Raw genomic sequence first — 25,556 nt, 5'->3', positions numbered from 1 at the left:
CGGGCCTCAGGCGGCGCTGGCCGTGGGCACGGTCCAGGCGTCGTAGCCGTAGACCCAGTCGGCGTTGCCGCCGGCCTTGAGCCACTGGTTGCCGCGTGAGCCGATCTGGATCTGGCTGGTGCGCTCCAGGCGCGCCAGTTGGTAGCCCTGCAGGGCACTGGCAATCTGCGCCGGGCTGGTGATGCCCTGCAGATGACGAGCCAGCACCACGGCATCTTCGATGGCCTGGCCAGCACCCTGGGCCATGAACGGCATCATCGGGTGGCAGGCGTCGCCGAGCAGGGTGATGGCGCCTTCGGACCAGTACGGCAGCGGGTCACGCTCGTACAGTGCGGTTTTCAGCACCTCATCGCAGGCGTCGAGCAGCGCCCGGGCGTCGGCGTGGAAGTCCTGGTAATGGCTGCGCAACTCGGCGGCGTCACCGGCGGTGGTCCAGGATTCCAGGTGCCAGCTGTCCTGAGCGGTGGTGGCGAAGATGAAGATGTCGCGGCCCTGGTTCAGCGGGAAGGTAACGATCTGGCTCTGCGGGTTCGGCCCCCACCATTTGGTGAAAGCCTGGATGTTGGGTACATGCGCCACACGCTCGGTCGGGACCACGGCGCGGTAGGCGACCACCCCGGTGAAGCGCGGCTGCTCTTCACCGAACAGGGCGTTGCGCACCACCGAGTGAATGCCGTCGGCGCCGATCAGCAGGTCGGCACGATGGTGGCTGCCGTCCTTGAAGCGCAGCTCGACGCCGTCGGCATCCTGCAGCACCTGCTCGGCGCGCTTGGCGAACTGCACGTTCTGCAACGGGAACACATCGGCCAGGGCCGTCAGCAGGTCGGCGCGGTGGATGGTCAGCTGCGGTGCGCCGTACTGGCTTTCAGCGGCGTCGGCCATCTCCAGGCGCGAGGTCTCTTCGCCCGTGTCCCACATGCGGCTGATGCGATGGGTAGGGCGCGCAGCCGGAATGCGCACGGCCGGGCCCACGCCGAGGCCGTCGAGGGCGCGCACGGCGTTGGGGGTGAGGTTGATGTCGGCACCGACCCGCAGGAAGGCTTTGGACTGTTCGAAAACCGTGACCTGGTGACCGGCCTGGCGCAGGGCGATGGCGGCGGTGAGGCCGCCGATGCCGGCACCGTTGATGGCGATGTTCAACGAAGACATGGACAACTCCTGCTCAGGGTTTGGGTTTGTCGGTAAGGAACTTGCCTTGCGGCGCCTCGACATGCTGCTGGCGCCGGGTATTGCCATCGATACCGCCGGCAATCGCCCACTCGGCAAACACCGTCGGGCCCGGCTCGAACTCCCGGGGCTGCCATTCGCCGGTCAGTTGGTCTTCGTCGGCGTAGTACTCGACCAGGGCGCCGGCCGGGTTCTTGAAGTACCAGAAGAACGCCGACGACACCGGGTGGCGGCCCGGGCCGATTTCGGTGGCCCAGCCGCTGCGCGAGATGTGCATGCCGCCGCCGAACACTTCGTGCAGGTCGCGCACGGTGAAGGCCACGTGATTCAGACCGGCGCGGGGTGCCGGCAGCTGGAGCATGAACAGGTCGTGGTGGCCGCCTTCCTCGGCGGTGCGCAAGAACGCGCCGCGGTTGGGGTAGCGGTCCGAGGCCTGGAAGCCGAAGCGTTCGTGGTAGAAGGCTTCGCAGGCATTCACATCCTTGACGAAGAACACCACGTGGCCGACTTCGATCGGCGTGGCGCGCTCGTAGACCGGCGCCGGTTTGTTGATCCGGCCCTTGGTCTGCCAGGTGTTGTGGCCGCTGCACTCGATATCCAGCGCGCGCTTGCGGGTCACCTGCAGGCGGATCGCCAGGCCGTTGGGATCGGTGCAGCCGATGCGCCCGTTGCCCTCGACAAAGCCCGGGTCGTTGGCGATGCGCTGGCTGTACAGGGCCAGGTCCGCTGCGCTTTCAACGCCCCAGACCACTTCGCGTACCGTCGAGCCCGCTTCGATGGCCGCTGGCAGGCCGGCCTTGTGGATGTCGGCCAGCACCACCCGGCAGCCATTGAGGGTTTCGAAGATCACCTCGTCGGCCTGTTCGCTGACCTTGTTCAGGCCCCAGTCGCTGAAGAAGCGCACGCAGGTGTCGAGGTCTTCGACGCCGTAGGTGACTTCATCGATGCCCAATACGCTCATGGCCTTGCCTCCGCACCGGCCCAGGCCAGTGGCTGTTCGTTCATGCCCCAGTAGAGGCTTTTCTGTTCCATGTACTGCAGGATCCCCAGACGGCCTTTCTCGCGACCGAGGCCGCTGTCACGCCAGCCGCCGAATGGGGTGGATATGGAGAACTGCTTGTAGGTGTTGATCCACACCGTGCCGGCCTGGATCTTGCGGCCCAGGGCCCAGGCGCGCTTGTAGTCGCGGCTCCAGATCCCGGCGGCAAGGGCATAGAGGCTGTCGTTGGCCTGCTCGATCAGTTGCTCTTCGCTGTCGAACGGCAGGGTCACCAGCACCGGGCCGAAGATTTCTTCCTGGCAGGTCTGCTGGCTGTTGCTCAGGCCTTCGAGGATGGTCGGCGGGTAGAAGTAGCCTTGATCAAAGAGGCCGCCAGTTGGGCGTTGACCGCCGAGCAGCAGGCGGCCACCTTCGGCCAGGCCCAGGGCCACATAGCGCTCTACCGACTCGCGGTGCCCGGCGCTGATCAGCGGGCCCATTTGCGTCGACTCGTCGGCCGGGTCGCCCAGGCGCAAACGCGCAGCACCGGCCACCAGGCGCTGCATGAACGACTCATACAGGGCGCGGGCGACGAACAACCGCGAGCCGGCAATGCAGGCCTCGCCCGAGGAGCTGAAAATGCCGTACAACACTCCGGCCACGGCGTGATCGAGGTCGGCGTCGTCGAGGACGATGGTCGGCGACTTGCCACCCAGCTCCAGCGACACCGGCATCATCTTGTCGGCGGCGATGTGGGCGATGTGCTTGCCGGTTCTGGTCCCGCCGGTGAACGACACACGCTTGATCAGCGGGTGTTGGGTCAGGGCGTCACCGAGCAGCGAACCCTTGCCCGGCAGCACGCTGATCAGGCCCTTGGGCAAGCCTGCGTCTTCGCAGATCTGCGCCAGTTGCAGGGCCAGCAGCGGGGTGATTTGCGCCGGTTTGATCACCACCGCGTTGCCGGCGGCCAGGGCCGGGGCTACCTTTTGCGCTTCGCTGGCAATCGGCGAGTTCCACGGGGTGATGGCCGCGACCACGCCCATCGGCTCGTAGACGCTCATGCTGACGAAGTCGCCGCGCGATGGTGTGATGGTTTCTTCCAGGGTTTCGCAGGCGGCGGCGAAAAACTGAAAAGTGCCGGCGGCGCTGGCCACCAGGGCGCGGGTTTCGCTGATCGGCTTGCCGTTGTCCTGGCGCTGCAATTGCGCCAGTTCTTCACCGCGCTGGCGGATCAGCTCGGCGATACGGTACAGCACAGCGGCACGTTCGTGCGGCTTGCGCTGGGCCCAGCCGCTGCTGAGAAAGGCCTGGTGAGCGCCTTGCACGGCGTCTTCGACATCCTCGAGGCTGGCGGCGTTGAGCCAGGCCACCGGCTCGCCGGTGGCCGGGTAGCGCGTGGCGTAACGCTCACCGCCGCCCAGGCGCCAGGTGCCGGCGATGCAGATAGGTAGAGTCTGTTCCAGAGTCATCGACGTTCCCCTAGATGGATATGGCATGGGCGTGGTTACCCAGGGCGCGGACCACGCTGTAGACGGTCAGCGCCGAGGTCTTCGGGTTGGCTTGCAGCGGCTTGCCGCGCAGGCTCATCTCGAAACCGCCGAAGGCACCACGGGCTTCGAAGTGGTGGACGTTCTCTTCGCTGAGCGGGTCGGCGATCAGCGTCACCCGCGTGCGGTCCAGGCCCAGTCCTGCCAACGACAAGGTGGCGGCGACGTTGGCGTTCTTCGGGTACAGGCGCGCCGCTTCGCGGGCGCTGCCTTCGAAGATCACCGTGGCCTGGTCGATGGCATCCAGGTCGCAGACTTGCTCGGCCGGGGTGTTCTTCCAGGCCCTGGCCGGTTTGCGTCCGATGTAGTCGACCGAGTCGAGGCCGCCGACCTTGGCCGCCGACAGCGCATCGATACCGCCGATGGCGCCGGGCAGCAGCTCGATACGGGTGTTGCCCCGGGCGGCGGCCGCCTCCAGGCGCTCGACCAGGCCCAGCTCGGACAAGGCGCCGACCGAGACGATCAGGCAGGCGATGCCGCGCTCAAGTGCCGGCAGCACGTGTTCCTCGATCGCCTTGTGTCCGGCGCATTCCACCAGCAAGTCCGGGCGGGCGTCGGCGGGCAGGGCGGTGAGCACCTGCGGCGGGCGCTTGAAGCTGGCCAGGCGCTGTTGCACCAGGGCTTCGGAACCGGCCGAGGCAATCACATGCTCGACCCGCAGTTGCGCATCGTTCTCCAGCAGTTCCAGCACCGCGACGCCAATGGCGCCGCAGCCGATCATGGTGATATTGAGCATGCGCAAGTCCTCAGGCCGTGGCTTTCTGGGCTTTGGTTTCGCTGTTGGGCGGCCCGGCGAACTGGGTGGCAAAGCCGCCGACGCTGAGCATGTCGACTTCCAGCAAAAACGGCCCGCCCTGGCTCAGGGCGTTGTCGAGCACCGGGCCGAAGTCCTTCAGGTCGCTGACCAGGCCATGGCGCAGGCCGATGGACTCGGCCAGCTTGGTGTAGTCCGGAGTGTGCAGTTCGACATAGGCGTGGCGGGCGCCGTAGATGGCGTCCTGGATATTGCGGATCACCCCGTAGCGCTGGTCGTTCATCAGCAGGATCACCACGTTGGCTTTCTCCTGTACCAGGGTCGCCAGCTCGCCAAGGTTGAGGATGAAACCGCCGTCACCAGCGAGGGCGAAGACCTTGCGCTGCGGGTCGCTTTCCGCTGCCGCCACGGCCGCGCCAATGCCCATGGCCAGGCCCTGGCCGATGCCACCACCGAGGGCGTGGACGCCGGCCAGCGGGTGGTAGAGGTTGAGCAAGCGGTTGCCCCAGATGCTGTTGGACAGGGTCACATCGCGCACCCAGGAAAAATTGCGCCCGGTCAGCCCCTGCAGCTGTTCGACCATCGCTGAGTACGGGCCAAGGTCGGCCACCAGTTGCGCGCGCGATTGCGTGCGTACGGCTTTGAGTTCGTCGATAAAGTTCGGGTCGATGTTCAAGCGGCCTTCAAGGCGGTCGGCCAGGCCATCGAGGGCCAGGGCCGAGTCGCCGCAGATGAACAGTTCGCTGGAGTAGCTGCGCCCTTCGATGGCCGGGTTGGCATCGATGCGCAGGGTGGTGCGCGGCAGCTTCAGGGCGTACTTGAAGGTCTCGTTGCTGCGCAGGCGCGAACCGGCGACCACCAGTGCATCGCAGGTTTGCAGGAAGCCTTCGACCAGCTTGTTCTGCGAGAAGGCCCCCAGGCAACGTTCGTCGTCTTCGTTGACCACGCCGCGACCCTGGGTCGAGGTGATCACACCGACGCCCATGTCCAGCAGGCGCTTGACCTGCGCACCGGCATGGCGCGCGCCGCCACCGAGCCAGAGCAGCGGGCGGGTGGCGCTGGCCAGGCGTTCGGCGACCAGGTCGAGGGCTTCCGGAGCCGGCACGGCGACCGGGACCGGCAGCGGCGACAGGTCGCTCGGCATGGGGATGAAGGTCGACTGGATATCGATCGGGATCTCGACGCTGACCGGGCCGGTCGGGGCGGTAAGGGCGGTCTGCACGGCGAGCTTGAGGGTGCTCAGCGCGGTCTCGACACTGCGTACACGAAAGGCCGCCTTGGACACCGCCTTGAGCATGGTCAGCTGATCGCGGGCTTCGTGGATATAGGCGAAATCCTGGTCCAGATAAGGCGTTTCGATCTGCCCGGTAATGTGCAGCAGCGGCGTGCCGGCGGTCAGTGCTTCGACCAGGGCACCGGCGGCGTTGCCAGCGGCGGTACCGGTGGAGGTCAGGCACACACCCAGGCCGCCGGTGGTCCGCGCATAGGCATCGGCCATATTGGTCGCGCCGGCTTCACCTCGGGCCATGACGAAGCGGATGTTGCCGCGCACGGCGAAGGCATCGAGGATCGGCATGTTGTGGATCGAGATCACGCCGAATGCAGCCTTGACCTCGCATTGTTCGAGGAACGCGGTGATGGCAGCGCCAACGGTGACAGTGTTTTCATTACGCATGGCGGGACAGGCCTCCAGAAACATCGATATGGCTGCCAGTGGTGTAAGCCGACAGGGGCGAAGCCAGGAACAGGATCGCTTGGGCTGCTTCTTTGGGCAGGCCCAGGCGACCCAGGGGAATGTGTTTGCGTTGCGCCAGTTGCGCGGTCCATTGCGCCCAGTCCAGATCGCGCTCTTCGCGGGCCTCGAAGCGCCGGCGCCACTGGCCGGACTCGACCAGGCCAATGAGGATGCCGTTGACCCGGATGCCCTGTTCGGCGAACTCGGTAGCCATCGAGCGCACCAGGTTCTTCAGGCCCGCACGTGCCGCCGAGGTGGCGACCATGTGCGGCTCCGGCTGGCTGGCCAGCAGCGAGTTGACGCAGACGATCGAGGCGCCGGCCTGGCCCTGCAACTGCGCCAGGAAGGCGCGCACCGGGTAGATCACCGAGAAGAACTTCAGCTGCAGCTCTTCGCTCCAGGCCTCGTCGCTGGTGTCGGCAAAGGTCGACACCCGGCCTTGGCCGGCGTTGTTGATCAACACCCGGGCCGGGCCCAGCGCGGCCAGGCTGGCGGCGGCGAAGGCCTGCACCGATTGGGCATCGAGCACGTCGCAGACCTGGGCCAGCAAACGGGCCTCGGGGAAGCGTTCACGCAAGCGTGCTTCGGCGCTGTCCAACCGCTGTTGATCGCGACCGCAGAAGGCCACCGCGGCGCCGGCTTCGAGCAGTTGCTCGACGCAGGCCAGGCCAATCCCGGAGGAGCCGCCGGTGACGATGGCGGTGCGCCCGTGCAGTTGATAGAGGTTGCTCATGTCAGTCCCTCATCAGCGCGGTGACGCGGCCGTTGCCTGCGTGCGGGGTGTAGTTGAGCAGGCGCGACAGCTCGTCGGCGCTGCCGCGGACATGGCCGAGCAAACCGTCGAAATTGATGTGCGCAACCTGCACCGTGGGAATGGTCACGCCCATGGCGGCGACCACCCGGCCACTGTGATCGCGCACCGGGGCGGCGATGGTCGAGATCGACGACTCGAAGAAACCTTCGCCGCTGACATAGCCGCGCTGGCGGTCGCTCTGCACCAGGTCGAACAGCTCCAGCACGGTTTTCGGTGTGCACGGCGAGTGTTGCTCCAGGTGCTCTTCGGGGTACAGCTCGCGCAGCTCGGCCAGGCTCAGGTCTTCGAGCAGGATGCGCCCCAGTACCGTGGCGTGGGCCGGCAGGCGGGTGCCGACGTTGACCGCGCTGGAGAACACCGATGGCGGCGAAACCTTGGCCACGTAGACAATCGAGCGACCGTCACGCACCACCAGGTTGCTTGGGTAGTTGAGGTGATCGCACAGCCGTGCCAGCAGCGGTTGACCGAGCTCGGTCAGCTCCAGCGAGGCGAGGTATTCGAAGCCCAGGCGCAGCACCGACATGCCTAAGCGGTATTCATTGCCGCTGCGGGTGACGAAGCCCATGGTTTCCAGGGTGGTCAGCAGGCGGAAGATGGTCGAGCGCGGCAGCTCCAGGCGCCGCGCCAGTTCCGGCGCGGTGAGGGTGCGGTTTTGCCGGCTGAATTCACAGAGCAGCAACAGGCCGCGCTCAAGGCCGGGGACGATGTACTTGTCCTGGTTGTCTTTCAACAGATCCGAATCATTCATAGCGCAGTACCTGTCAGTGAGGCTTCGAGGGCCCGGGCAAGCAGGCTTGCCACGGCCTCGGGTTGTTCAATCGGGCTGGCATGGCCGGCTCCGGCAATCAACGCAAACGCTGCACCCAGGGCCTTGGCCAGTGCCTGGCAGTCCTCGGGGCGGGTGATGCTGTCGGCGCCGCCGCAATGCACTTCGCAGGGCACGGTCAGGGCGGCGTAGCGCAGCAGGTCGTCGCCACACAGCAGCTCGATGGCCTGGCGATAACCCTGGGGCTGCAGCCGCGCCATGTTCCATTGCACCCAGGCCAGGGCCTCGGCGTTGGCCGCAGGCGAAAGCATGTGCGCGCTGCGCTGGCGGGCCATCTGGGCGATGCCCAGTTGTTCGAGGTTGTGCAGGCGCTGGCTGCGCACCTGTTGCGCCTGCTCGGCACGCGCCGGGTCGCCATAGCCGCGGGCCGGGCTGATCAACACCAGGCGGCGCAGCCGTTGCGGATGCTGGTAGGCCAAGGCCGCGGCGCTGAGGGCACCGAGGGAATGGCCGACCAGCAGGCAGTCGTCGATGTGCAGCGCGTCGAGCAATTGCAGCAGGCGCCGGGCATAGTCCGCCGCCTGCGGCGCAGGGGCGGCCAGCGGGCTGGAGTCGCCATAGCCCGGCGCATCCCAGGCAATCACCCGGGCGTGCTGGCTCAGTTGCAGCGCCACCTGCAGCCAGGACGCGGCGCCCGAGCCGATGCCATGCAACAGCACGATGGCAGGCCCTTGGCCGGCTTCGCGGATCGCCTGGGCGCCATCTGCCAGTTGCATCAGGCGCTGGGGGAAGCGTTGCTGCAACTGGGCCTCAGAGCCGGCGAGCGAGTGGTCGGTGGCGTGCAACATGGGCTTAACCGCGCTTGATCGAGGCCAGCGGGTGCGCTGGCGGGTAGGTCGGGGTGACCGGCTTTTTCGCACCGAGCATCACGCACATCAGCGCGTCCTCATCGCCGATGTTGATCTCTTCGCGGTACACGCCCGGCGGTACCGAAATCAGGTCGCGGTCGGTGAGCACGGTTTCGAAGCGCTCGCCATCTTTCTCGATGATCACCTTGAGCTTGCCGCGCAATACGAAGAACACCTCCTCGACGTCGGTATGGATGTGCGGCGGGCCTTCATGGCCGGCCGGGATGACCATGGTCGAGAAGGTGAAGTGCTCCGAGGGGATGGTGTTCATGTCGCTGTTGACCCCGGTGCCACCGGTGCCGACGTAGCGCATTTGCGCGCGGCGGAACTTGGGGTCGAAGTCGGCCTGGAACTTCAGCGCGTCCCAGTCGTACTTGCGGGTTTCATAGCGGGCGATGCGGGTCTGCATCCAGCCAGCCAGGTCCGCGCCTGCGGGTTGTTCCCAGGTTTTCGGGGCGTCGTTTTGTACGGATAGGTCGGTCATGGGTTTCTCCTTGCTCAAGGCATGACGAACCCGCCGTTGACCGGCAGGGTTTGTCCAGTGATGAAACGCGACAGGTCGGACAGGGCAAACAGCACGGCGCCACTGACGTCTTCTGGCAGTTGCGGGCGCTGAATCGCCCGTTGTTCGGTGTACAGGCGGTGGCGCGCCTCGGGCACATAGGCGGTGGCTTCAACCAGCACCAGGCCGGGGGCGATGGCATTGACGGTGATGTTGTCGCTGCCAAGCTCGCGGGCCAGGCTGCGGGTCATGGCGATGATTGCGCCCTTGCTGGCGACATACGCCAGCAGGTTCGGCGCGCCCCACAGCGGGGTGTCGGAGGCCAGGTTGATCACCGCGCCCTTGCCGCTGGCGCGCAGGGCTGGCAGGCAGGCGCGGGTCATCAGCCAGGTGCCGCGCACGTTGACCTGCATGACCTGGTCCCAGGTGTCGATGTCCAGTTGCTCGCAGGTCTTGCCGCCGGAGTTGGTGATCGAGGCGTTGTTGACCAGGCCGTCGAGGCCGCCGAGCACGGCAACCGCCTCGGCGACGCAGGCATTGATCGATTCCGGGTTGCCCAGGTCGAGGGTCACGCCGGTCACCTGCAAGCCTTGTTCACGCAGCTCGCAAGCCGCCTGCAGCACGCGCTCCTGGAGAATGTCGGCGATCACCACCCGGGCGCCGGCCTGGCCGATGGCCTGGGCGAAGGCATAGCCCAGGCCGCGGGCACCACCGGTGACCAGCACGCGGCGGCCTTCGAGCATGGAGTTGAATGGGCTCATCATTGGGTACTCAACATGGCTTTGGGCAGGTAGTGCAGGACGCGTTTCTCGGCCCAGACCACCGCGCCGTAGGCCAGCACGCCGATCAGGGTGAGCATGACGATGGCGACGAAGACTCCGGCGGTGTTGCCCTGGCCTTCAGCGTCCACCAGGAGGAAGCCCAGGCCCTGGTTACCGCCGACCAGTTCGCCGACGGTGACGCCGATCACCGCCAGGGTCGACGCGATGCGCAGGCCGGAGAACAGCGCGGCCATGGCCGAGGGGAACTCCACCAGGCGGAAGATCTGCCAGCGGCTGGCGTTCATGGTGCGCACCAGGTTGATCATGTCCGGGTCCACGGTGCGGATCGCCGAGAGCACGTTGATCATCACCGGGAAGAACACGATGAGGATGGCGATGAGGATCTTCGGGTAGATGGTGTAGCCCAGCCACATCACGAACAGTGGCGCGAAGGCGACTTTCGGAGCGATCTGCAGGGCCAGGATGTACGGCGAAAGCATGGCTTCGGCCGACGGCGACAGGCCCAGCGACACGCCGATGGCCACACCGAGCAGGGCGCCGAGGCCAAAGCCGACGATGATCTCGAAGGCGGTGATCAGGGTGTGTTGCAACAGGCTGCTGGACTGCCACATCACTACGCTTTCCTGGGCCACGCGGCTCAGTTGCGGCATGACGAACTCGGGCATGCCGAGCAAGCCGGGGCCCCACTGCCAGAGCAGCAGGAACAGGATCAGCAGGGCGACGCTGCCGAGCACGGAGGTGTTGAGGTTTCTCATCGGGCTAATACCTTGTTATGCATCCAGGCTTATTGCGCGGCCGTGGTGGTTTCGATGAACTGGTTGCTGTAGAGCTCGTCGAGCTTGGGTTCCTTGGCGACGATGCCTTCGCTGACATAGAACTTGCGCACCGCGTCCAGGCGCGCCGGGTCGATGCGCCCGAGCACGGTCTGGTTGGCGTAGACGTGCTCGACGTAGAGGCGAAAGGTTTTTTCCAGCGCCGCTTCCTTGCCGGCGTAGGCCGGTACCGCCTTGGCGAAGGTGGCGGCGGCAGCTTTCGGGTCCTGGATGATGTCGCGCATGCCCTGCAGGGTGGCCTGGACCACGCCGCCGACCACTTGCGGCTGGTTTTTGATTGCGTCGTCCGAGGCCAGGATCGCCTGGGCCATGCTCTCGAAGATCTGGCTCTGCGGGATCAGGCTGATCTTCAGTCCCGCCTCTTCGGCATTGACCACCCAGTCCGGCACCCCGGCCATGGCCTGGGCCTTGTTGGCCGAAAACAGCTGCCACACGCCCGACGGGCCGGCGGCCTGGATGTCGACGTCGGTCTTGCTCAGGCCGGCCTTGCGCAGCGAGGCGAGCAGGGCGTAGTAGGTGGTGTCGGAGTAGGACATCACGGTCAGGGTCTTGCCCTTGAGGTCCTTGACCGACTGGATGTTCTCGTTGGCGTTGGTGGCGATCATGGTCACCCCGCCGGCACCGAGCACCGCTACCGCACGCACCGGAATACCGTTGGCACGGACCACGATCGGAGTGTCACCGATAGCGCCGCCGAGCATGGCGTTGCCGGCACCGATCTGCTTGGCGACATCGACCCCGCCTTTGGCGGCGATGAAGGTCAGGTCCAGGTCCCTGGCACGGTAGTAGCCCTTTTCCTTGGCAATGATCCACGGCGCGAAGGCCGGCGAGTTGGGCGGCGCGGGCAGCAGGTAGGTGACCTTGGTCGGCTCTGCCTGGGCAGTGAGCGCCAGGCCGAGGCCCAGGGCGATGACCGAAGTCTGTGCCAGGCGTTGCAGGGACTTGAACATGCGTACTCCTGAATCGGTTGATGGGCCGGTGGCCGTTGATCAATGCAGTTCGGTGTCTTCGCCGACTTTCAGCAGTTCCATCAGGCGCCCGGCCAGCGGGCCGATTTCCGGCAGCTTGCGGCGCTCCAGCGGGTTGTCACGAAACGGCAGGTCGACAGTAATTTCTTCGATGATGGTGCCGGGGCGGGCGCTCATGACCAGCAGGCGGTCGGACATGGCAATCGCCTCGACCAGGTCGTGGGTGATGAACAGCGCGGTTTTGTTTTCTTCGAACAGCATCCGCGCCAGGTCCTGTTGCAGGATCATCTTGGTCTGCGCATCGAGGGCCGAGAACGGCTCGTCGAGGAACAGCACCTGCGGGTCGATGGCCAGGGTCCGGGCCAGGGCGGCGCGCTGGCGCATGCCGCCCGACAGCTGGAACGGGTAGTGGTCGGCAAAGCCTTGCAGGTGGCAGCGATTGAGCAGATCTTCGGCAATCGGCTGGCGCTTGGCGGCGGGCATGCCCTGGATTTCCAGGCCCAGCTCGACGTTGCGGCGGATGCTGCGCCAGGGCATCAGCAGGTCCTTCTGCAACATGAAGGCGACCTTGCGCACCGGGCCGACCACCGCCTCGCCGCCGACGAACACTTCGCCTTCGCTGGGGCGGTAGAGGCCCGAGCCCATGTTGAGGATGGTGCTTTTGCCGCAACCGGATGGGCCGATGATCGACACCACCTCGCCGCGGCGGATCTTGAAATTCACCTCGCGAATGGCAAAGGGCGCCTCGGCCTTGCCCTTGGCCGGGAAACATTTACCGACGTTACGAAATTCGATTTCGGTCGGCTCCAGGTCTTCCTTGGAGTGCGGTGTATTCCATTGAGAGGGGATTGCGTACATCTCTTTCACAGCCATTGGGGAAGCTCTCTGGTCTGTTTTATAGGTGATACGCGGTTTAGTGCATGAACAATGCCAAATGTGTATTGGCTCTGTTTAATTTAAAAAGTGCTTATTTATTAGTTAGTTATTGAATTAAGGTGAAATCTTGTTTGTTTTATATATGAAACAAGGTTTTCTATATGGCACGAAATTGCACAACAACTGCGCGTGGCAATTGCTGGTGTAATGAAAAGAGGCTTTTTTCGGTAACGGCAGTGAAAGGCTGGTTTCATGGGTGAAACCAGAACATCTGCAGGGTGGGAGCTGTCAGGCGCGAGCCGGCTTGAGCACCAGCCACAACGCCACGGCAATCAGCAGCCCGCCATACAGGTGCGCCATCGACAGCGGCTCATCCAGCAGCCAGGCACCCCACAGCACGCCAAAGGCCGGGATCATGAAGGTCACGGTGCTGGATTTGACCGGGCCGATCTCGCTGATCAGGCGGAAATAAAGGATGTAGGCAAAGGCGGTACACACCAGCCCCAGGCCCAGCAACGATGCCCACACCTGCCAGCCGCCCCAGCTTGCCGGCGGCTGGCTCAGCACGCTGTAGCCGAACAACGGTAACAGCAGCAAGGTCGCGCCCATCATGCTGCCCAGCGCTGACAGCCGGCTGTCGAGACCGCCTTGCTGGTCGAGCCAGCGCCGGGCGAGAAAACCGGCCAGGCCGTAACAGGCGGTCGCCGCCAGGCACGAGAGGGCGCCTTGCAGCAGCTTGGCGTCAAACGCCACCGGCCCCGCGCCACTGAGAATGCCCACCCCGAACAAACCGAGAAAGATGCCGCTAAGCTTGGCGACGGTCATCGGCTCGCGGAAGAACAGCGCGCCAATCAGCACGCCCATCAATGGCGTGGTGGCGTTGAAGATCGCCGAGTAGCCGGCTGGCAGCACCTGGGCGGCGACTGAATAGAGGGTGGCGGGTATCCCCGAGTTGATCATGCCCAGCACCAGGCAGGCCTTGAGCTTGCCGTTGAAGTCCCAGCGCACCCGCAACAGGGCGAGAATCACCAGCAGGCCGAGGCAGGCGATGGAGACGCGGAAAAACGCCGTCGGCAGGGTGCCGAGCACCGGCGCAATGATGCGCATGAACAGAAAGCTCGCCCCCCAGACAGCAGCAAGAATCAACAGGCGGGATATGGCAATGGGGCTCATGGGGCTCTCCGGGTCCTTTGGGGGCAGGGCGCGAGTTTACGTTACATCGCAGGCTGCGCTCTCTCCCTTTCTTGCGCTTGAATTTCGGCGCTCGGCGAGTTTGGCCGATACACCCGCGCCAACAGGCTTTCCCTGCCCGTGGCGACTGGCTAAGCTCAGGCTTTGACATTCCCGCAGAGGTCTGACGTATGCCCCAGCAATGGCCGGCCGCCGATATCGCCCGGATGATCCTCGATGGCTTCGACGATTACCGCGAGCATTTCCGGCAGATCACCGATGGCGCCCGCGAGCGATTCGAGCAGGCCCAGTGGCAACAGACTCAAAGCGCCTCGGCTGCGCGGATCAATCTGTATGAGGAAAAGGTCAGCGAGGTCAGCGGCTGGCTGCGTCAGGCTTTCGAGGACGAGGTGCTGCTCGACGTCTCGCTGTGGCCGCTGGTCAAGAGCGCCTATATAGGCCTGATCGACCCGCGCCTGGACGATGAGTTGTCGGAGACCTGGTACAACTCGATCTTCTGCAGCCTGTTCAGCCATGACCTGATCAGTGATGGCTGCATGTTCATCCACACCACCCGGCCCTCGCTGCGCAGCCACGAGCGGGCGGCACAAACCCGCACCTACCGGCCCGAAAGCAGCCTCAGCGCCTTGCTCGCGCAGGTCTTCGCCGACTACCGCTTCGATGTGCCGTATGCGGACCTTGCCGGCGACCTGGCGCGCCTGGAAGCGCAGCTGCGCGAGAACCTGCCGGACTGGGTGTGCAAGGACCCGGCCCTGGCCGTCGAGCTGTTTTCTTCGGTGCTGTACCGCAACAAGGGCGCTTACCTGGTCGGGCGCCTGTACACCCAGGACGAGCAATGGCCGCTGGTGATCCCGCTGTTGCACCGCGAAGGCCACGGCATCGAGATCGATGCACTGATCACCGACGAAGCCGAAGTGTCGATCATCTTCTCCTTCACCCGTTCCTACTTCATGGTCGATGTGCCGGTGCCGGCCGAGTTCGTCGGCTTTCTCAAGCGCATCCTGCCGGGCAAGCACATCGCCGAGCTGTACACCTCGATCGGCTTCTACAAACACGGCAAGTCGGAGTTCTACCGGGCGCTGATCAACCACCTGGCCGGCACCGATGACCGTTTCATCATGGCCCCGGGTGTGCGCGGCATGGTCATGAGCGTGTTTACCCTGCCGGGCTTCAACACCGTATTCAAGATCATCAAGGACCGCTTCTCGCCGTCGAAGAACGTCGACCGCGCCACGGTGATCGAAAAGTACCGCCTGGTAAAAAGTGTCGACCGTGTCGGACGCATGGCCGATACCCAGGAGTTCTCCGACTTTCGCTTCCCGTTGAGCAAGTTCGAGCCTGAGTGCCTGGCCGAGCTAGTGGAAGTGGCGCCGTCCACCGTCGAAGTGCATGGCGACACCGTGCTGATCCGCCACTGCTGGACCGAGCGGCGCATGACCCCGCTCAACCTCTACCTGGAAAACGCCAACGACGCCCAGGTGCGTGAAGCCCTGGAAGATTACGGCCTGGCCATCAAGCAACTGGCGGCGGCGAATATCTTCCCGGGTGACATGCTGTTGAAGAACTTTGGTGTTACCCGCCACGGGCGGGTGGTGTTCTACGACTACGACGAGATCTGCTTTCTGACCGAGGTCAACTTCCGTTACATCCCGCCGCCGCGCACGCCGGAGGACGAGATGGCCTCCGAGCCCTGGTATTCGATCGGCCCGCTGGATGTGTTCCCCGAAGAGTTTCCGCCGTTTCTGTTCGCCGATAGCGGCCAGCGCCGGCTGTTCAACCAGTTGCATGGCGAGTTGTACGACGCCGATTACTGGAAGAGCCTGCAGGCGGCGATTCGCGGCGGCAAGGTGATCGACGTGTTCCCGTATCGGCGCAAGTGCCGGGAGGGTTGAAGTCAGATCGGCCTTGGCCCTGTTTGTTATGACGATAACCTGGAAAACAGCAAGTCGGCGGTAGCAGGGTCGAAGTGGGCCCGCCAGATGGGCATGACCTTTTCACCTGCTTGGGCCTGTTGCTGCTGATACGACAGGCCGTGCCGGTCCTGATCCAGGCGTTTCAGGTGGCCGGCTCGCCACTCAGAAGGTTGGCTGTTTGCGGCGGGATAATGAAAATGCGCAGTCCAAAGCCGATTGTTCTTGTGCTTGTCGAGGATGTAGAAAACGCTGAGGAAAGAGGCGTTATTACCACTGCCTTCACGTATTCCGCTTTCTGCCGGTTGCACGGTGACCTCATTATTTTTTAACAACCAGGCTAGCCGGGGAATGTTCAGAATCTGCTTGTTCTTGTAAGCAGTGGTCAACAATCGGTTGGCCAGTTGCATGAGTGATCGGGCCTCGCTGTGGAGTTGCCCGATCAGTTGCTGATGGCTGAAACTTGTGTCGCTCTGCAAATTGAGTACAAGCAGGTCAAGCGCTTTGGCCTTGGCCTCGAGAAACTCATGAACATTGCTCGGGGGCTCGCAGGCCGCGCTTCTTTGCTCGGCCTCTTGCCTGACCGATTGCAGTGTTTCCAGCAATGTCGTCGCTTGTGCGCTGAGCTTGTGGTAATCAACGGATGGCTTGGGGAGCGGGCTGGATACCTTTGCAGGTGCTGTCAGGTTCGAAGATGACGCTGGCGAAGAAGGGGTAACAGCAGTTTTTTTTCGGACGATCTTTTTAACCATTGGCTGCTGGGAGGGGGCTTCTGTCTTCGAAGGGGGACGCAGATTATGTGGTGGAACAAACGTATAGTCGACGGTTGTATCGGTCTTCCCCAAATGCCGGGTGCCGTCCAGACTTGCTCGTCCCCGAGTGATGTATGTCTCGGTCAGTGTCATGAAGTATTGAATGTCGGTAAGGATAGCGTCGCGGTACTCTTCCATAGAGGGTGTTAGGGGCTGCAGGGCTTGCACATAGATCCGAGAGTCCTGCAACTTCGTGTGCAGTTCGCTCAGCAGGTCTAGCGGGAGCTTGGTTGGCGGATTCGTCATCTCTGTCAGTGCGACGATGGTCTCGACAAGCTGATCGGCCACGGCTTCTGAAGGCACTCTTGCAGTGGGGCACGTGATCGTGTGAGCGGCGGGATCGGAACCGTGGATGTATTCAAGATCCAGCAAGTTAAAACGATTGAATACTGCATTCGCTCTGATTATGTCAGGGGAGATGACCGAATGCTCACGGTGGTGTGCATACTGATTTTTGAGCCTTTGCAAGTAATCGGGATCTGCGTGGGCGCGGAGTTTCTCGAGTGCGCCGATGGTCGTTCTCAGTTTATCCAGAACCTGTGAGGCCCTTATCGCCACGGGCAATTGCTTTTGGTAGCTGGCGAGCTCGTTTTTCAATTGCCTGCGACTTGACTCCAAATCTAGATCTTGAGATCGCGGGTGGCGTAGGTTTTCGTTGGTGTTCAATCGTTCAAACAGGAAAAGCAGGGTGTTCAGGTGAATGCTTTCAGTTTCGAAATAGCGATATTGGTAATCTGTTGGCTGTGCCGAGGGTTCCATAAGTGCGGCGTATAATTTTTGCGTGTTGTCTATCAGGGGGATGGCCTTTTCAATCAAATCGTTTTGCTTGTCGAGCAGTGGAGTCTGTTCGCTTTGCTTCTCGGGCAGTGGGAGATTCTGTTTACTGCGCAGGTCCCCGGTTAGACGATTTATGAGTTTGTTATACACGTCGATCATCTTTTCGTTGTGCTTCAGCTCGTCACGTATTGCGTCCTTGTCGGGGGCTGCACTAACGAGGGCTTCTGTGGGGGGGGCTTCGCTCTGAACGCTTTCTGAGCATTCGCTATTGGATGTGACTGCAACAACGAAAGCTTGCGCGGCAGCAGGCCCGGACTTCCTGGTTTTCGGCATGTCAGCGTGATGCTCGATCCAGGTGCGGAGGGTTGCGGCTTCCTTGGTATTTTCACATTGTTGCGCCAATGCAAAAATCAGTACACGCACTACGTCTGGGGACGTTAGCGAGCACTCGGGCTGTGCTTGGGCAAAGCGTGAAAGTTCAGCAACGTCGATCTGCAGAGCCTGGGTTGGATGCTGGGATGTTGGGGGCTTCAAGTTGTCGACCTGCGTCCTTAGATCTGTGTTGAAGGTCTCTGGCTTCCCATGACCGGTCAAAACCCGGAAGGTGTTCTCCACCGCCGATTGAAGATCTGCTCGCTCGCAGGCATCCAGACTTTGTTTGAGGTAGGTCGCAAAGTCTTCGGGCTTGTAGCTGGCTGCCGGAGATGCCAACGGTCCCAGGTATGGAAAACGGGACGTAGAAAATTCGTCTCGGGCCGCTTCCAGAGTATTGATTGTCAGTTGTCCAGGCGCTGCTGGCTGCGTTTGCCTGGCGGGCAGTTGGGGGGCAGAAGGGGTCAATGTGACGGGCATGTGGGTTTTCCGGGCAGGCTCCCTGTCCATGCTGCACCGGCAAAGGGGGCTAGCGATTGCACATTGCGCTCATCGCTAACCCTTCAAACACTTTAATTCACTGAAACTCTGCCGCACCTGCGCAAGCTTTTGCTCCAGGTGCTGGCGCTGCTGCTCGCTGCTCTGCGCCATGACATCCACCAGCAAGCGCCGCGCCTCCTGCTCGGTGCGCTGAAAGGCTATCCGATACTCCGGGGTCCACAGGCTTTCGCGTTTTTTCAGGAGGATTTCCAGCCGCGGCTCGAAGGCGTCGCTATGGCGCTGGTCCATGGCCGCGCTGAACTGGGCCTGCCAATGGGCACGGTTGGCGATCCACTGGCGGTTCTGCTCGCCCAGGCCCTGGGACCAGGTCATGACTCGAAGCTTCTGCTGCGGACTGAGCTCGCCGAGCCAGGTGCTCAGGCGTTTCTCCATGCGTTCGGCACGGCGTTCGATCTGCCGCGCCAGCGGGGTGTTGACGTACTTGGCCTGGCGCTCGCTAATGTCGTCGGCAAAGGCCTCGCGCATTTCCCGCACTTGCTCATCATCCATGCTGCGCAACAGTTCGGCGGCCGACGGAGTGACCTGGTCGGCGACCTTGGCAATCGCCTGCCGGGCTTCCTGGGTGCGTAGCTGCAACTGTTGGTCGGTGACTTCGTTGCTGGCAACCATCGCCTTGATTTCATCCAGCCAGGTCAGGTAGCCGGGCAACTGGGTGCGACAATGCCAGGCCAGTTGCTGCTTGAGCCGGTCATTGAGCCAGGTTTTCTGCTGGCGGTTCATGCTCAGGTAGTCGTTCAGCGACCACGGCACCAGCATGTCGAGGTTGCGGTAGGCCAGGTCGATCCGGTTGCAGGCGACCACCAGCAAGGCCGATATCACCAGCAACAGAACGGTGCGCAGGTACTTGGACAGGCAGGCGTGCATGAGCGAATCCTTGCGAAGGCTTGCTTGTCTTTATAGAACAGGCCAAGCCTGCTCGGTTCATTTTGCTGACAGGCCGTCATCGGCAACCGGGCGCAATCGCCGCTTGCGGTGTAGAATGCTCCGCTCGCAACGAGGATTTCCGGAAATGGCTTTAGTTGGGCGTTACAACACTTTGCAAGTGGTCAAGCACACAGACTTCGGTCTGTACCTGGACGGCGGGGCGGACGGCGAAATTCTGCTGCCAAACCGTTACATCCCCAAGGACACGCCCACCGAGGTCGAAGACTGGCTGAACGTCTTCGTCTACCTCGACAGCGAAGACAAGCTGATCGCCACCACGGAAAAAACCAAGTTGCAGGTTGGCGATTTCGCCAGCCTCAAGGTCAAGGAAATCAACAGCATCGGCATCTTCCTCGATTGGGGCCTGCCCAAAGACCTGCTGATGCCGTACTCCGAAGAAAAGCGCCAGATGAAGGCCGGCGAGTACTGCGTGGTGCACGCCTATCTCGACAAGCGCACCCGCCGCATCACCGCGACTGCGCGCCTGGACCGGTACCTGGACAAGGTGCCGGCGAGCTACACGGTTGGCCAGGAAGTCGATTTGCTGGTGGTCGAAGAAACCCCGATGGGCTTCAAGGCGATCATCAACAACAAGCACTGGGGCCTGATTCACAAGAATGAGGTGTTCAAGTTCCTGCGTTCGGGCAAGCAGGAGAAGGGCTACATCAAGGAGCTGCGCAGCGACGGCAAGATTGCCCTGAGCCTGCAGCCCATCGGTCAGGACCTGGCCAACAGCCTGCCCGACAAGATCCTCGCCAAGCTCAAGGACGCCAACGGCGTGTTGCCGGTGAGCGACAAGAGCGACCCGCAATTGATCAGCGACCTGTTCGGGGTCAGCAAGGGCAACTTCAAGAAGGCCATCGGTGCCTTGTACAAGGATGGCCGCATCGTCATCCACGCTGACCGCATCGAACTGGCCTGATCAGACCTGCTTGAAGCCTGCGAAACTCAGGTTTTCTCCGCCTGGGCGCAGGTCTTTGAGCAGCGAATCGCGATCGGCACTCAGCGCCAGGCTGATGGTCGAGCGACGCTTGCCCGGGTGGCGGACTTCCATTTTTTCCTGATGCGCCTGCAGGTAGTTCACCGGTACCTTCAAGTGCTGCAACTCGTCGGTTTCAGGGGTGTGCAGCAGCAGGTTGACCCAGTCGGGCTGGCCTTTGCGCAGCAGCTTCACCGGCACATCGAACCACCACAGGCTGCGCTTGGTGTCGAGCACGGCAAACAGGGTGTTGTCGCTGTTGAGTACCGGTCGTTCCAGTTCCTGGTTGCGGCGGGCAATGGCGGTGGGTTTGTCGAGTTTCATGCAGGTTCCTACGGGTGACGCTTGAAAGGTCGCTTATTGTGCTAGCAACTCAATGAAACATAAAGCGATGTTGCTTCTCTCGGCCAAAGACGAGTCTTTTTGGGCGTGAGGCTTCTCAATCATTGGCACCTGACCTGATAAAAATGCCAGCTGTGTGAAACACAGAAACTTTTACTGTTGACAGGCAGTTAACTGCAATCCGGTGAGGAGTTTCCAATGAAAATTTTGATAGTCGATCCCTCTAGGGCTCGGCGCCAGGCTGTAATAAAAATTTATATCAAGCGGGTTTCGCAGATTCAGTCATCGCTGAAGCGACAGACGGGAGGGAGGGGGAGAAGCTATCTATCCTGAGAATTAATTGAAACTCTCCTGATAGGCCACGGGTCCACAGACAGTCGACTCTGACAGCGTTTATTTCCCCTTCAGGAGAACACCCATGAGTGGCACTAAAGATAAAGTCAAAGGCATGGCCAATGAGGCTGTTGGCAACATCAAGCAAGGCGTCGGCAAAGCCACCGACAATGAGCGTCTGCGCGCCGAGGGCGAGTTGCAAGAGCGCAAGGGCGAAGCCCAGCAAGTGGTCGGCAAGGTCAAGGATGCCGTGAAGAAGCCTTGATCGCGGTGAGCTTGGGTAGGACAACGGCCATCCTTGGGTGGTCGTTGTCATTTGTGCAACATTCAATCGAAACTTTGAGGTGATCGTCGATTAGACTTCAGGACGTACCTGTCAGATGAGTGTGTGAGGAACCCGCCCATGACCTTCGAGCGGCGAAAGGAGACGCTATGATTTTTCCCGACCTGCGCGGCTTGCCGTTGCACCGTGTGCTGGTGCGCACGGTCAAGGAGTTTCTCGATGACGAGATGTCCACCTACGCCTCGGCGCTGGCCTACCAGATGCTGTTTTCGCTGTTTCCCTTCCTGCTGTTCCTGATCGCCCTGATCGGTTTTCTGCACTTGCCGGACTTTTTCTCCTGGCTGCGCCTGCAGTCGGAACTGGTATTGCCACCCCAGGCGCTGGAGCAGGTGAACCCGGTGATCGACCAGTTGCAGCAGTCCAAGGGCGGATTGCTCTCGGTCGGTATCGTTATCGCCCTGTGGACCGCCTCCGCCGGTGTGCGACTGATGATGAGCGCAATGAACGCGGCCTATGACGTGGTCGAAGGGCGCCCGGTGTGGAAGCGCATCCCGCTGTCGGTGATCTACACCGTCGGCATCGCCGGCATGCTTCTGGCGGCCGCGGCGCTGATGGTGCTCGGGCCGCAGGTGATGGAGTGGATTGCCTCGCAGATCGGCATGCAGGAGTTCATCGTCACCCTGTGGACGGTGTTGCGCTGGCCGGCGATCATCATTCTGATGATGGTCGCGGTGGCGCTGATCTACTACGTGATGCCTGATGTGAAGCAGAAGTTTCGCTTTATTACCCCAGGTTCGGTGCTGGCGGTGGTGGTGTGGATCATCGCTTCTTTGGGTTTTGGTTATTACGTCAAGACCTTCGCCGACTACAACGCCATGTACGGCAGTATCGGGGCGATCATTGTCCTGCTGTTGTACTTCTATATTTCCGCGGCGGTATTGCTGCTAGGCGCGGAGATGAATGCGGTGATCGAACATATGTCCGAGGAAGGCAAGGATCCCGGCGAAAAAGACTTTGATGGCGTGGCCCACGAGCATGATAAAAAGCATGTATCCGGGCTGGGCCGCGATCACTCCCTTGATCATGAAACCACGCCTGCCAGCGAACCCTTGAGTCGAAGCCAGCATGATTCATGACATCCTGAAAATGGGCGATGAGCGCTTGCTGCGCATCGCCCCGCCGGTGCCGCCGCAGCTGATCGGCAGCGCCGAGCTTGAGCGGCTGATCGCCGATATGTTCGAAACCATGGAACACGTCGGCGGCGTTGGCCTGGCCGCGCCGCAGATCGGTATCGACCTGCAACTGGTGATCTTCGGTTTCGAGCGCAGTGAGCGTTACCCGGATGCCGAGGCGGTGCCGCGTACTATTTTGCTCAATCCGCTGATCACGCCGCTGGGCACCGAGGTCGAGGACGGCTGGGAGGGCTGCCTGTCGGTGCCGGGCCTGCGTGGCGTGGTGCCGCGCTACCAGCGCATTCGCTACGAAGGCATCGACCCGCAGGGGCAGCCCATCGTGCGCAACGCCGAAGGCTTTCATGCACGAGTGGTGCAGCATGAGTGCGATCACCTGATCGGCCGCCTGTATCCCTCGCGCATCCACGACTTCAGCCGCTTCGGTTATACCGAGGTGCTGTTCCCCGGGCTGGACCCGGCCAGCGACGACTGAACCCGTACCATCGCCACCAGGGGCTTGCTGCGCTGGTAGCGTTCCAGGCGCTCGGCCAAAGGCACGGGCAGGGCGTGGGTGGTGCTGAACGCCTGCCGGGCGTAGAAGCTCGTCAGGTCCGGATGGCAGAACAGCCAGATACTCCCTTGCATTTCACCCGCTGGCGCGGCGATCAGTTGGCGGGCGACCTGCTGGCCGCGCCAGGCAGGTGCAACGAACAGCCCGGTCAGCCAGTGGCCGCCCGGCACCTCGCTCAAGCACAAGGCTGCAATGATTTCCTCGGCCCTGGCGACCCAAAGCTGGCCCTGGGCAGCCGCGCGCATGGGCGATCCATGGTTTCGATAGAATTTATTCAGCAAGGGCCGCTCGGGCGCAAGCAATGGGCAGTAGCGTAAACGGGTCACGGTGTTGATCTGGAAAAGGCTCTACCCCGGGCTTTTACACGGGAAGGCGAGACGTGTCCAGGGTGGTGTCTCGGGGTTATTGTTGCACAGGCGGTAACAGTGATTGTCCGGCTTCGCGATTTAACCGCCCGAAGTACCTTGTAAACTAATCACATCCCACAGAAAAGTTGTAGTGGGGTCGGGTCTTCGTGTTATGTCCCATTGTTTGATATAACAACTTCTCCGCGCCCTTATTGGCAAATGAAGTCAATCGATTAGTTTGATTGCTTTGCAGGCCTATTGTCATGAAACGTTTACTTGCACTTGCCCTGGTTGCCGTGTCGTCGTTCGCCCTGGCGGATGAAATCAATACCGCTGCTGCGCAACCGGTAGTTGAGCAGTATGACTACAGCACCAACCTGGATATTGCTAAAGTCATCAGTTTGTCGACCATTCCCAATGTCTGTGAAGTGGTACCGGCAACCATGACCTACGAAGACCATCAAGGTCAGCGTCACACCATCGAATACCGCGCCATGGGCGACGGCTGCAGCAACGGCTGATACCGTTCGGCGCCTCTGGGTTGCGCATTGCAGGGGGTGAGCTAGGGTCAAACGTGTCCAGGGTGGACAGGTTTTCCTATCTCACATGGAGTGAATGCAATGAACAGCCCCGAAAAGAGTCTGCGTCACGGTCGCGTCATCACCCCCACCAGTCGTGGTTCCAAGGCCATTGAACTCAAGTTGCTGAGTGCACATGATGTCAATGAAATGGAAGGTGGCAAGAACTTCCCCGATACAGTCGCCGGGCCGGTGCCTGCGCCTTTTCAGCAAGATGAGCAAAGTACTACGCCGCCGGCAGATGGCTATATTCTCAGTGGCGGTCGGCAGGATCAGCGTGATTGTGTCAACTTTACCAATGCCGAGATGAGCGCAAAACTCGGCCATGCGTTTAGCTGGCCATTGTTGAACGTGGCGGCTGGGCAGACTTTCAAAGTGGAATGGACTTATACGGCCGAGCATGTCACCCGCGGTTATCGCTGGTTTATTACCAAGGATGGCTGGGACGAGAACAAGCGCATCACCCGCGCCCAACTCGAATCGGCCCCCTTTGCTGAAGACCTGTATCCGTACGTGCCGTTCTGGTCACACCCCGACGAGCTCAAGGTAAAAACCCATCACGAGGTCAAATTGCCAACCAGCAAGCGTGGTCATCACGTGATCGTGCTGTTGTGGCTGGTCGCCAACACCGGCAACGCCTTCTATCAGGCCTTCGACGTCAACTTCCAGTAACCCGCCTCACTGGCTCTCGCGCGCCAGCAGCTCACGCTTGCGCTCCACGCCCCAACGGTAACCCGAAAGGTTGCCATCGCTGCGCACCACCCGGTGACACGGGATGGCCACAGCCAGGGCGTTGGCCGCGCAGGCCTGGGCCACGGCGCGCACTGCCCTGGGAGAGCCAATGCGCTGCGCGATCTCGGCATAGCTGGCAGTACTGCCGGCCGGGATCGCCCGCAGTGCCTGCCAGACCCGTTCCTGGAACGCCGTGCCGCGCAGGTCCAGCGGCAGGTCCAGGCCGATGCCTGGAGCCTCGATAAAGCCCACGACCCTGGCCACCAGGGTCTCGAATCCGGCATCGCCGCCGATCAGGTTGGCCTTGGGAAATTTGTCCTGAAGGTCATTGAGCAACGTCTGCGGATCGTCACCGAGCAGGATTGCGCAAATCCCCCGTTCACTCTGGGCCACCAGAATCGCCCCCAACGTGCACTGGCCGATGGCAAAGCGGATGTCGGTGTTGGCGCCGCCGTCGCGATAGGCGCCCGGGGTCATGCCCAGACGCGCATTGCTTGATTCGTAGAAGCGGCTATTGGAATTGAACCCGGCCTCGTACAACGCGTCGGTCACCGTTGCCGATTGCTGCAACTGCGTGCGCACCTTGCGCGCGCGGTGGGCCGAGGCGTAGGCCTTGGGCGTCAGCCCGGTCACGGCCTTGAACACCCGGTGAAAGTGGAACGGGCTCATCTGCAGGTGTTCAGCCAACTGGTTCAGGCTCGGCGCCGGATCGGCGCTTTCGATCAAGGCACAGGCGCGAGTCACCTGGGCCCGGTGCTGTTCGGCGACATGGGTCTGGTCGGCGCCCCGGCGCTTGCTCGGCCGGTAGCCGGCGGCCTCGGCCTGTTCGGCGGTGTCGAAGAATTCGACGTTGTCGATGCGCGGCAGGCGCGAGGTACTGCTTGGCCGGCAATACACGCCGGTGGTACGCACGGCATAGACGAAGGCCTGGTCAGCGGCCGGGTCGCGGGCCAGTATGGCCTGCCAGCGCGGGTCGGATTCGCTGATCCGTGGTTTGCCTGTACTCATGACGGGGTGCTCCTGGCGTTGATCGATGGGTTC

Annotated in this window: 26 protein-coding genes; 7 read left to right on the top strand and 19 right to left on the bottom strand. The window is 62.3% G+C overall.

Annotated elements, in window-relative coordinates:
* Nucleotides 1–6 precede the first annotated feature (6 nt).
* The 14 genes from F8N82_RS18085 to F8N82_RS18020 all read right to left on the bottom strand — a co-directional run bounded on the left by F8N82_RS18085 (nucleotide 7) and on the right by F8N82_RS18020 (nucleotide 13,804).
* A complete protein-coding gene (locus tag F8N82_RS18085) occupies nucleotides 7–1,149 on the bottom strand; it encodes an FAD-dependent monooxygenase (RefSeq protein WP_038996570.1) in 1,143 nt (380 codons plus the stop codon).
* A 13-nt stretch (nucleotides 1,150–1,162) separates the two neighbouring features.
* Complete coding sequence (locus F8N82_RS18080; protein ID WP_038996568.1) at nucleotides 1,163–2,128, bottom strand: VOC family protein; 966 nt, start codon at nucleotides 2,126–2,128, stop codon at nucleotides 1,163–1,165.
* A complete protein-coding gene (locus tag F8N82_RS18075; RefSeq protein WP_038996566.1) occupies nucleotides 2,125–3,615 on the bottom strand; it encodes an aldehyde dehydrogenase in 1,491 nt (496 codons plus the stop codon). Before F8N82_RS18075 ends, F8N82_RS18080 begins: the two co-directional genes overlap by 4 nt.
* 10 nt (nucleotides 3,616–3,625) lie before the next feature.
* Nucleotides 3,626–4,429 carry an aspartate dehydrogenase gene (locus tag F8N82_RS18070; RefSeq protein ID WP_038996565.1) on the bottom strand — a complete coding sequence of 268 codons (804 nt, stop codon included), beginning with the start codon at nucleotides 4,427–4,429 and terminating at the stop codon, nucleotides 3,626–3,628.
* Nucleotides 4,430–4,439: 10 nt separating this feature from the next.
* A complete protein-coding gene (locus F8N82_RS18065; protein ID WP_038996564.1) occupies nucleotides 4,440–6,122 on the bottom strand; it encodes a thiamine pyrophosphate-binding protein in 1,683 nt (560 codons plus the stop codon).
* Nucleotides 6,115–6,915 carry an SDR family oxidoreductase gene (locus F8N82_RS18060; RefSeq protein WP_038996563.1) on the bottom strand — a complete coding sequence of 267 codons (801 nt, stop codon included), beginning with the start codon at nucleotides 6,913–6,915 and terminating at the stop codon, nucleotides 6,115–6,117. Before F8N82_RS18060 ends, F8N82_RS18065 begins: the two co-directional genes overlap by 8 nt.
* A 1-nt stretch (nucleotide 6,916) precedes the next feature.
* Nucleotides 6,917–7,744, bottom strand: a complete 828-nt coding sequence (locus F8N82_RS18055; protein ID WP_038996562.1) for an IclR family transcriptional regulator — start codon at nucleotides 7,742–7,744, stop codon at nucleotides 6,917–6,919.
* Nucleotides 7,741–8,610 (bottom strand): alpha/beta fold hydrolase, encoded by an 870-nt coding sequence (locus tag F8N82_RS18050; protein WP_038996561.1) that lies wholly within the window; start codon nucleotides 8,608–8,610, stop codon nucleotides 7,741–7,743. The genes F8N82_RS18055 and F8N82_RS18050 overlap by 4 nt, the downstream gene beginning before the upstream one ends.
* A gap of 4 nt (nucleotides 8,611–8,614) precedes the next feature.
* Nucleotides 8,615–9,154 (bottom strand): cupin domain-containing protein, encoded by a 540-nt coding sequence (locus F8N82_RS18045; RefSeq protein ID WP_038996560.1) that lies wholly within the window; start codon nucleotides 9,152–9,154, stop codon nucleotides 8,615–8,617.
* Nucleotides 9,155–9,168: 14 nt separating this feature from the next.
* Nucleotides 9,169–9,933, bottom strand: coding sequence for an SDR family oxidoreductase (locus tag F8N82_RS18040; protein WP_038999552.1), 765 nt, complete (start codon nucleotides 9,931–9,933; stop codon nucleotides 9,169–9,171).
* Entirely contained in the window at nucleotides 9,933–10,709 is a 777-nt protein-coding gene (locus F8N82_RS18035) for an ABC transporter permease (RefSeq protein WP_038996559.1), read from the bottom strand. The genes F8N82_RS18040 and F8N82_RS18035 overlap by 1 nt, the downstream gene beginning before the upstream one ends.
* 29 nt (nucleotides 10,710–10,738) lie before the next feature.
* Nucleotides 10,739–11,737 (bottom strand): ABC transporter substrate-binding protein, encoded by a 999-nt coding sequence (locus F8N82_RS18030; RefSeq protein WP_038996557.1) that lies wholly within the window; start codon nucleotides 11,735–11,737, stop codon nucleotides 10,739–10,741.
* Nucleotides 11,738–11,776: 39 nt separating this feature from the next.
* Complete coding sequence (locus F8N82_RS18025; protein WP_052251664.1) at nucleotides 11,777–12,613, bottom strand: ABC transporter ATP-binding protein; 837 nt, start codon at nucleotides 12,611–12,613, stop codon at nucleotides 11,777–11,779.
* Between the two features lie 306 nt (nucleotides 12,614–12,919).
* Entirely contained in the window at nucleotides 12,920–13,804 is an 885-nt protein-coding gene (locus F8N82_RS18020; RefSeq protein WP_038996555.1) for a DMT family transporter, read from the bottom strand.
* A gap of 188 nt (nucleotides 13,805–13,992) precedes the next feature.
* Between F8N82_RS18020 and aceK the strand changes: the two genes are divergently transcribed.
* On the top strand, nucleotides 13,993–15,714 hold the full coding sequence (aceK, locus tag F8N82_RS18015; RefSeq protein WP_038996554.1) for a bifunctional isocitrate dehydrogenase kinase/phosphatase: 1,722 nt from the start codon (nucleotides 13,993–13,995) through the stop codon (nucleotides 15,712–15,714).
* A gap of 26 nt (nucleotides 15,715–15,740) precedes the next feature.
* Here aceK and F8N82_RS18010 read toward each other — a convergent pair whose 3' ends face one another.
* Both F8N82_RS18010 and F8N82_RS18005 read right to left on the bottom strand, forming a co-directional pair.
* Nucleotides 15,741–18,173, bottom strand: coding sequence for a hypothetical protein (locus tag F8N82_RS18010; RefSeq protein WP_338918804.1), 2,433 nt, complete (start codon nucleotides 18,171–18,173; stop codon nucleotides 15,741–15,743).
* Nucleotides 18,174–18,248: 75 nt separating this feature from the next.
* Nucleotides 18,249–19,118, bottom strand: coding sequence for a DUF6279 family lipoprotein (locus F8N82_RS18005; protein WP_038996552.1), 870 nt, complete (start codon nucleotides 19,116–19,118; stop codon nucleotides 18,249–18,251).
* Nucleotides 19,119–19,263: 145 nt separating this feature from the next.
* On the opposite strand from F8N82_RS18005, the gene F8N82_RS18000 reads away from it, so the two are divergent.
* On the top strand, nucleotides 19,264–20,100 hold the full coding sequence (locus F8N82_RS18000) for a CvfB family protein (protein ID WP_095161886.1): 837 nt from the start codon (nucleotides 19,264–19,266) through the stop codon (nucleotides 20,098–20,100).
* On the opposite strand, the gene F8N82_RS17995 is transcribed toward F8N82_RS18000, so the two are convergent.
* The gene (locus F8N82_RS17995) at nucleotides 20,101–20,481 is read right to left on the bottom strand and encodes a hypothetical protein (protein WP_038996550.1); all 381 of its coding nucleotides are present in this window, start codon (nucleotides 20,479–20,481) and stop codon (nucleotides 20,101–20,103) included. It lies immediately after the preceding gene.
* 436 nt (nucleotides 20,482–20,917) lie between these two features.
* On the opposite strand from F8N82_RS17995, the gene F8N82_RS17990 reads away from it, so the two are divergent.
* The 3 genes from F8N82_RS17990 to def all read left to right on the top strand — a co-directional run bounded on the left by F8N82_RS17990 (nucleotide 20,918) and on the right by def (nucleotide 22,780).
* The gene (locus tag F8N82_RS17990) at nucleotides 20,918–21,097 is read left to right on the top strand and encodes a CsbD family protein (protein WP_038996549.1); all 180 of its coding nucleotides are present in this window, start codon (nucleotides 20,918–20,920) and stop codon (nucleotides 21,095–21,097) included.
* 167 nt (nucleotides 21,098–21,264) lie between these two features.
* Nucleotides 21,265–22,251 carry a YihY/virulence factor BrkB family protein gene (locus F8N82_RS17985; RefSeq protein ID WP_038996548.1) on the top strand — a complete coding sequence of 329 codons (987 nt, stop codon included), beginning with the start codon at nucleotides 21,265–21,267 and terminating at the stop codon, nucleotides 22,249–22,251.
* On the top strand, nucleotides 22,241–22,780 hold the full coding sequence (gene def / locus F8N82_RS17980) for a peptide deformylase (RefSeq protein ID WP_038996547.1): 540 nt from the start codon (nucleotides 22,241–22,243) through the stop codon (nucleotides 22,778–22,780). The genes F8N82_RS17985 and def overlap by 11 nt, the downstream gene beginning before the upstream one ends.
* On the opposite strand, the gene F8N82_RS17975 is transcribed toward def, so the two are convergent.
* Nucleotides 22,732–23,103, bottom strand: coding sequence for a GNAT family N-acetyltransferase (locus F8N82_RS17975; RefSeq protein WP_095161888.1), 372 nt, complete (start codon nucleotides 23,101–23,103; stop codon nucleotides 22,732–22,734). The genes def and F8N82_RS17975 overlap by 49 nt on opposite strands.
* 365 nt (nucleotides 23,104–23,468) lie before the next feature.
* Here F8N82_RS17975 and F8N82_RS17970 point away from each other — a divergent pair, with 365 nt between their 5' ends.
* Together F8N82_RS17970 and F8N82_RS17965 are read left to right on the top strand one after the other, a co-directional pair.
* The gene (locus F8N82_RS17970) at nucleotides 23,469–23,726 is read left to right on the top strand and encodes a DUF2790 domain-containing protein (protein ID WP_038996545.1); all 258 of its coding nucleotides are present in this window, start codon (nucleotides 23,469–23,471) and stop codon (nucleotides 23,724–23,726) included.
* A gap of 99 nt (nucleotides 23,727–23,825) precedes the next feature.
* Nucleotides 23,826–24,455, top strand: coding sequence for a lytic polysaccharide monooxygenase auxiliary activity family 9 protein (locus F8N82_RS17965; protein WP_038996544.1), 630 nt, complete (start codon nucleotides 23,826–23,828; stop codon nucleotides 24,453–24,455).
* 6 nt (nucleotides 24,456–24,461) lie between these two features.
* Here F8N82_RS17965 and ada read toward each other — a convergent pair whose 3' ends face one another.
* Nucleotides 24,462–25,523 carry a bifunctional DNA-binding transcriptional regulator/O6-methylguanine-DNA methyltransferase Ada gene (gene ada / locus F8N82_RS17960; protein ID WP_038996543.1) on the bottom strand — a complete coding sequence of 354 codons (1,062 nt, stop codon included), beginning with the start codon at nucleotides 25,521–25,523 and terminating at the stop codon, nucleotides 24,462–24,464.
* Between the last annotated feature and the right edge of the window lie 33 nt (nucleotides 25,524–25,556).

The sequence above is a fragment of the Pseudomonas fluorescens genome (assembly GCF_902497775.2).
GTDB classification, from domain to species: domain Bacteria; phylum Pseudomonadota; class Gammaproteobacteria; order Pseudomonadales; family Pseudomonadaceae; genus Aquipseudomonas; species Aquipseudomonas putida_F.
This window is presented reverse-complemented; position numbering and strand designations above follow the sequence as displayed.

Excerpts from the sequence above, each read along its gene's own strand:
- F8N82_RS18020 (WP_038996555.1), bottom strand. The coding sequence starts at position 13,804 with ATGAGCCCCATTGCCATATCCCGCCTGTTGATTCTTGCTGCTGTCTGG.
- F8N82_RS18010 (WP_338918804.1), bottom strand. The coding sequence starts at position 18,173 with ATGCCCGTCACATTGACCCCTTCTGCCCCCCAACTGCCCGCCAGGCAA.
- F8N82_RS18030 (WP_038996557.1), bottom strand. The coding sequence starts at position 11,737 with ATGTTCAAGTCCCTGCAACGCCTGGCACAGACTTCGGTCATCGCCCTG.
- F8N82_RS18000 (WP_095161886.1), top strand. The coding sequence starts at position 19,264 with ATGGCTTTAGTTGGGCGTTACAACACTTTGCAAGTGGTCAAGCACACA.
- F8N82_RS17975 (WP_095161888.1), bottom strand. The coding sequence starts at position 23,103 with ATGCGCGCGGCTGCCCAGGGCCAGCTTTGGGTCGCCAGGGCCGAGGAA.
- F8N82_RS17970 (WP_038996545.1), top strand. The coding sequence starts at position 23,469 with ATGAAACGTTTACTTGCACTTGCCCTGGTTGCCGTGTCGTCGTTCGCC.
- def (WP_038996547.1), top strand. The coding sequence starts at position 22,241 with ATGATTCATGACATCCTGAAAATGGGCGATGAGCGCTTGCTGCGCATC.
- aceK (WP_038996554.1), top strand. The coding sequence starts at position 13,993 with ATGCCCCAGCAATGGCCGGCCGCCGATATCGCCCGGATGATCCTCGAT.
- F8N82_RS18050 (WP_038996561.1), bottom strand. The coding sequence starts at position 8,610 with ATGTTGCACGCCACCGACCACTCGCTCGCCGGCTCTGAGGCCCAGTTG.
- F8N82_RS18040 (WP_038999552.1), bottom strand. The coding sequence starts at position 9,933 with ATGAGCCCATTCAACTCCATGCTCGAAGGCCGCCGCGTGCTGGTCACC.
- F8N82_RS18060 (WP_038996563.1), bottom strand. The coding sequence starts at position 6,915 with ATGAGCAACCTCTATCAACTGCACGGGCGCACCGCCATCGTCACCGGC.
- F8N82_RS18035 (WP_038996559.1), bottom strand. The coding sequence starts at position 10,709 with ATGAGAAACCTCAACACCTCCGTGCTCGGCAGCGTCGCCCTGCTGATC.
- F8N82_RS18045 (WP_038996560.1), bottom strand. The coding sequence starts at position 9,154 with ATGACCGACCTATCCGTACAAAACGACGCCCCGAAAACCTGGGAACAA.
- F8N82_RS18085 (WP_038996570.1), bottom strand. The coding sequence starts at position 1,149 with ATGTCTTCGTTGAACATCGCCATCAACGGTGCCGGCATCGGCGGCCTC.
- F8N82_RS18005 (WP_038996552.1), bottom strand. The coding sequence starts at position 19,118 with ATGCACGCCTGCCTGTCCAAGTACCTGCGCACCGTTCTGTTGCTGGTG.
- F8N82_RS17990 (WP_038996549.1), top strand. The coding sequence starts at position 20,918 with ATGAGTGGCACTAAAGATAAAGTCAAAGGCATGGCCAATGAGGCTGTT.
- F8N82_RS18065 (WP_038996564.1), bottom strand. The coding sequence starts at position 6,122 with ATGCGTAATGAAAACACTGTCACCGTTGGCGCTGCCATCACCGCGTTC.
- F8N82_RS18025 (WP_052251664.1), bottom strand. The coding sequence starts at position 12,613 with ATGTACGCAATCCCCTCTCAATGGAATACACCGCACTCCAAGGAAGAC.
- F8N82_RS17995 (WP_038996550.1), bottom strand. The coding sequence starts at position 20,481 with ATGAAACTCGACAAACCCACCGCCATTGCCCGCCGCAACCAGGAACTG.
- F8N82_RS18080 (WP_038996568.1), bottom strand. The coding sequence starts at position 2,128 with ATGAGCGTATTGGGCATCGATGAAGTCACCTACGGCGTCGAAGACCTC.
- F8N82_RS18070 (WP_038996565.1), bottom strand. The coding sequence starts at position 4,429 with ATGCTCAATATCACCATGATCGGCTGCGGCGCCATTGGCGTCGCGGTG.
- F8N82_RS17985 (WP_038996548.1), top strand. The coding sequence starts at position 21,265 with ATGATTTTTCCCGACCTGCGCGGCTTGCCGTTGCACCGTGTGCTGGTG.
- F8N82_RS17965 (WP_038996544.1), top strand. The coding sequence starts at position 23,826 with ATGAACAGCCCCGAAAAGAGTCTGCGTCACGGTCGCGTCATCACCCCC.
- ada (WP_038996543.1), bottom strand. The coding sequence starts at position 25,523 with ATGAGTACAGGCAAACCACGGATCAGCGAATCCGACCCGCGCTGGCAG.
- F8N82_RS18055 (WP_038996562.1), bottom strand. The coding sequence starts at position 7,744 with ATGAATGATTCGGATCTGTTGAAAGACAACCAGGACAAGTACATCGTC.
- F8N82_RS18075 (WP_038996566.1), bottom strand. The coding sequence starts at position 3,615 with ATGACTCTGGAACAGACTCTACCTATCTGCATCGCCGGCACCTGGCGC.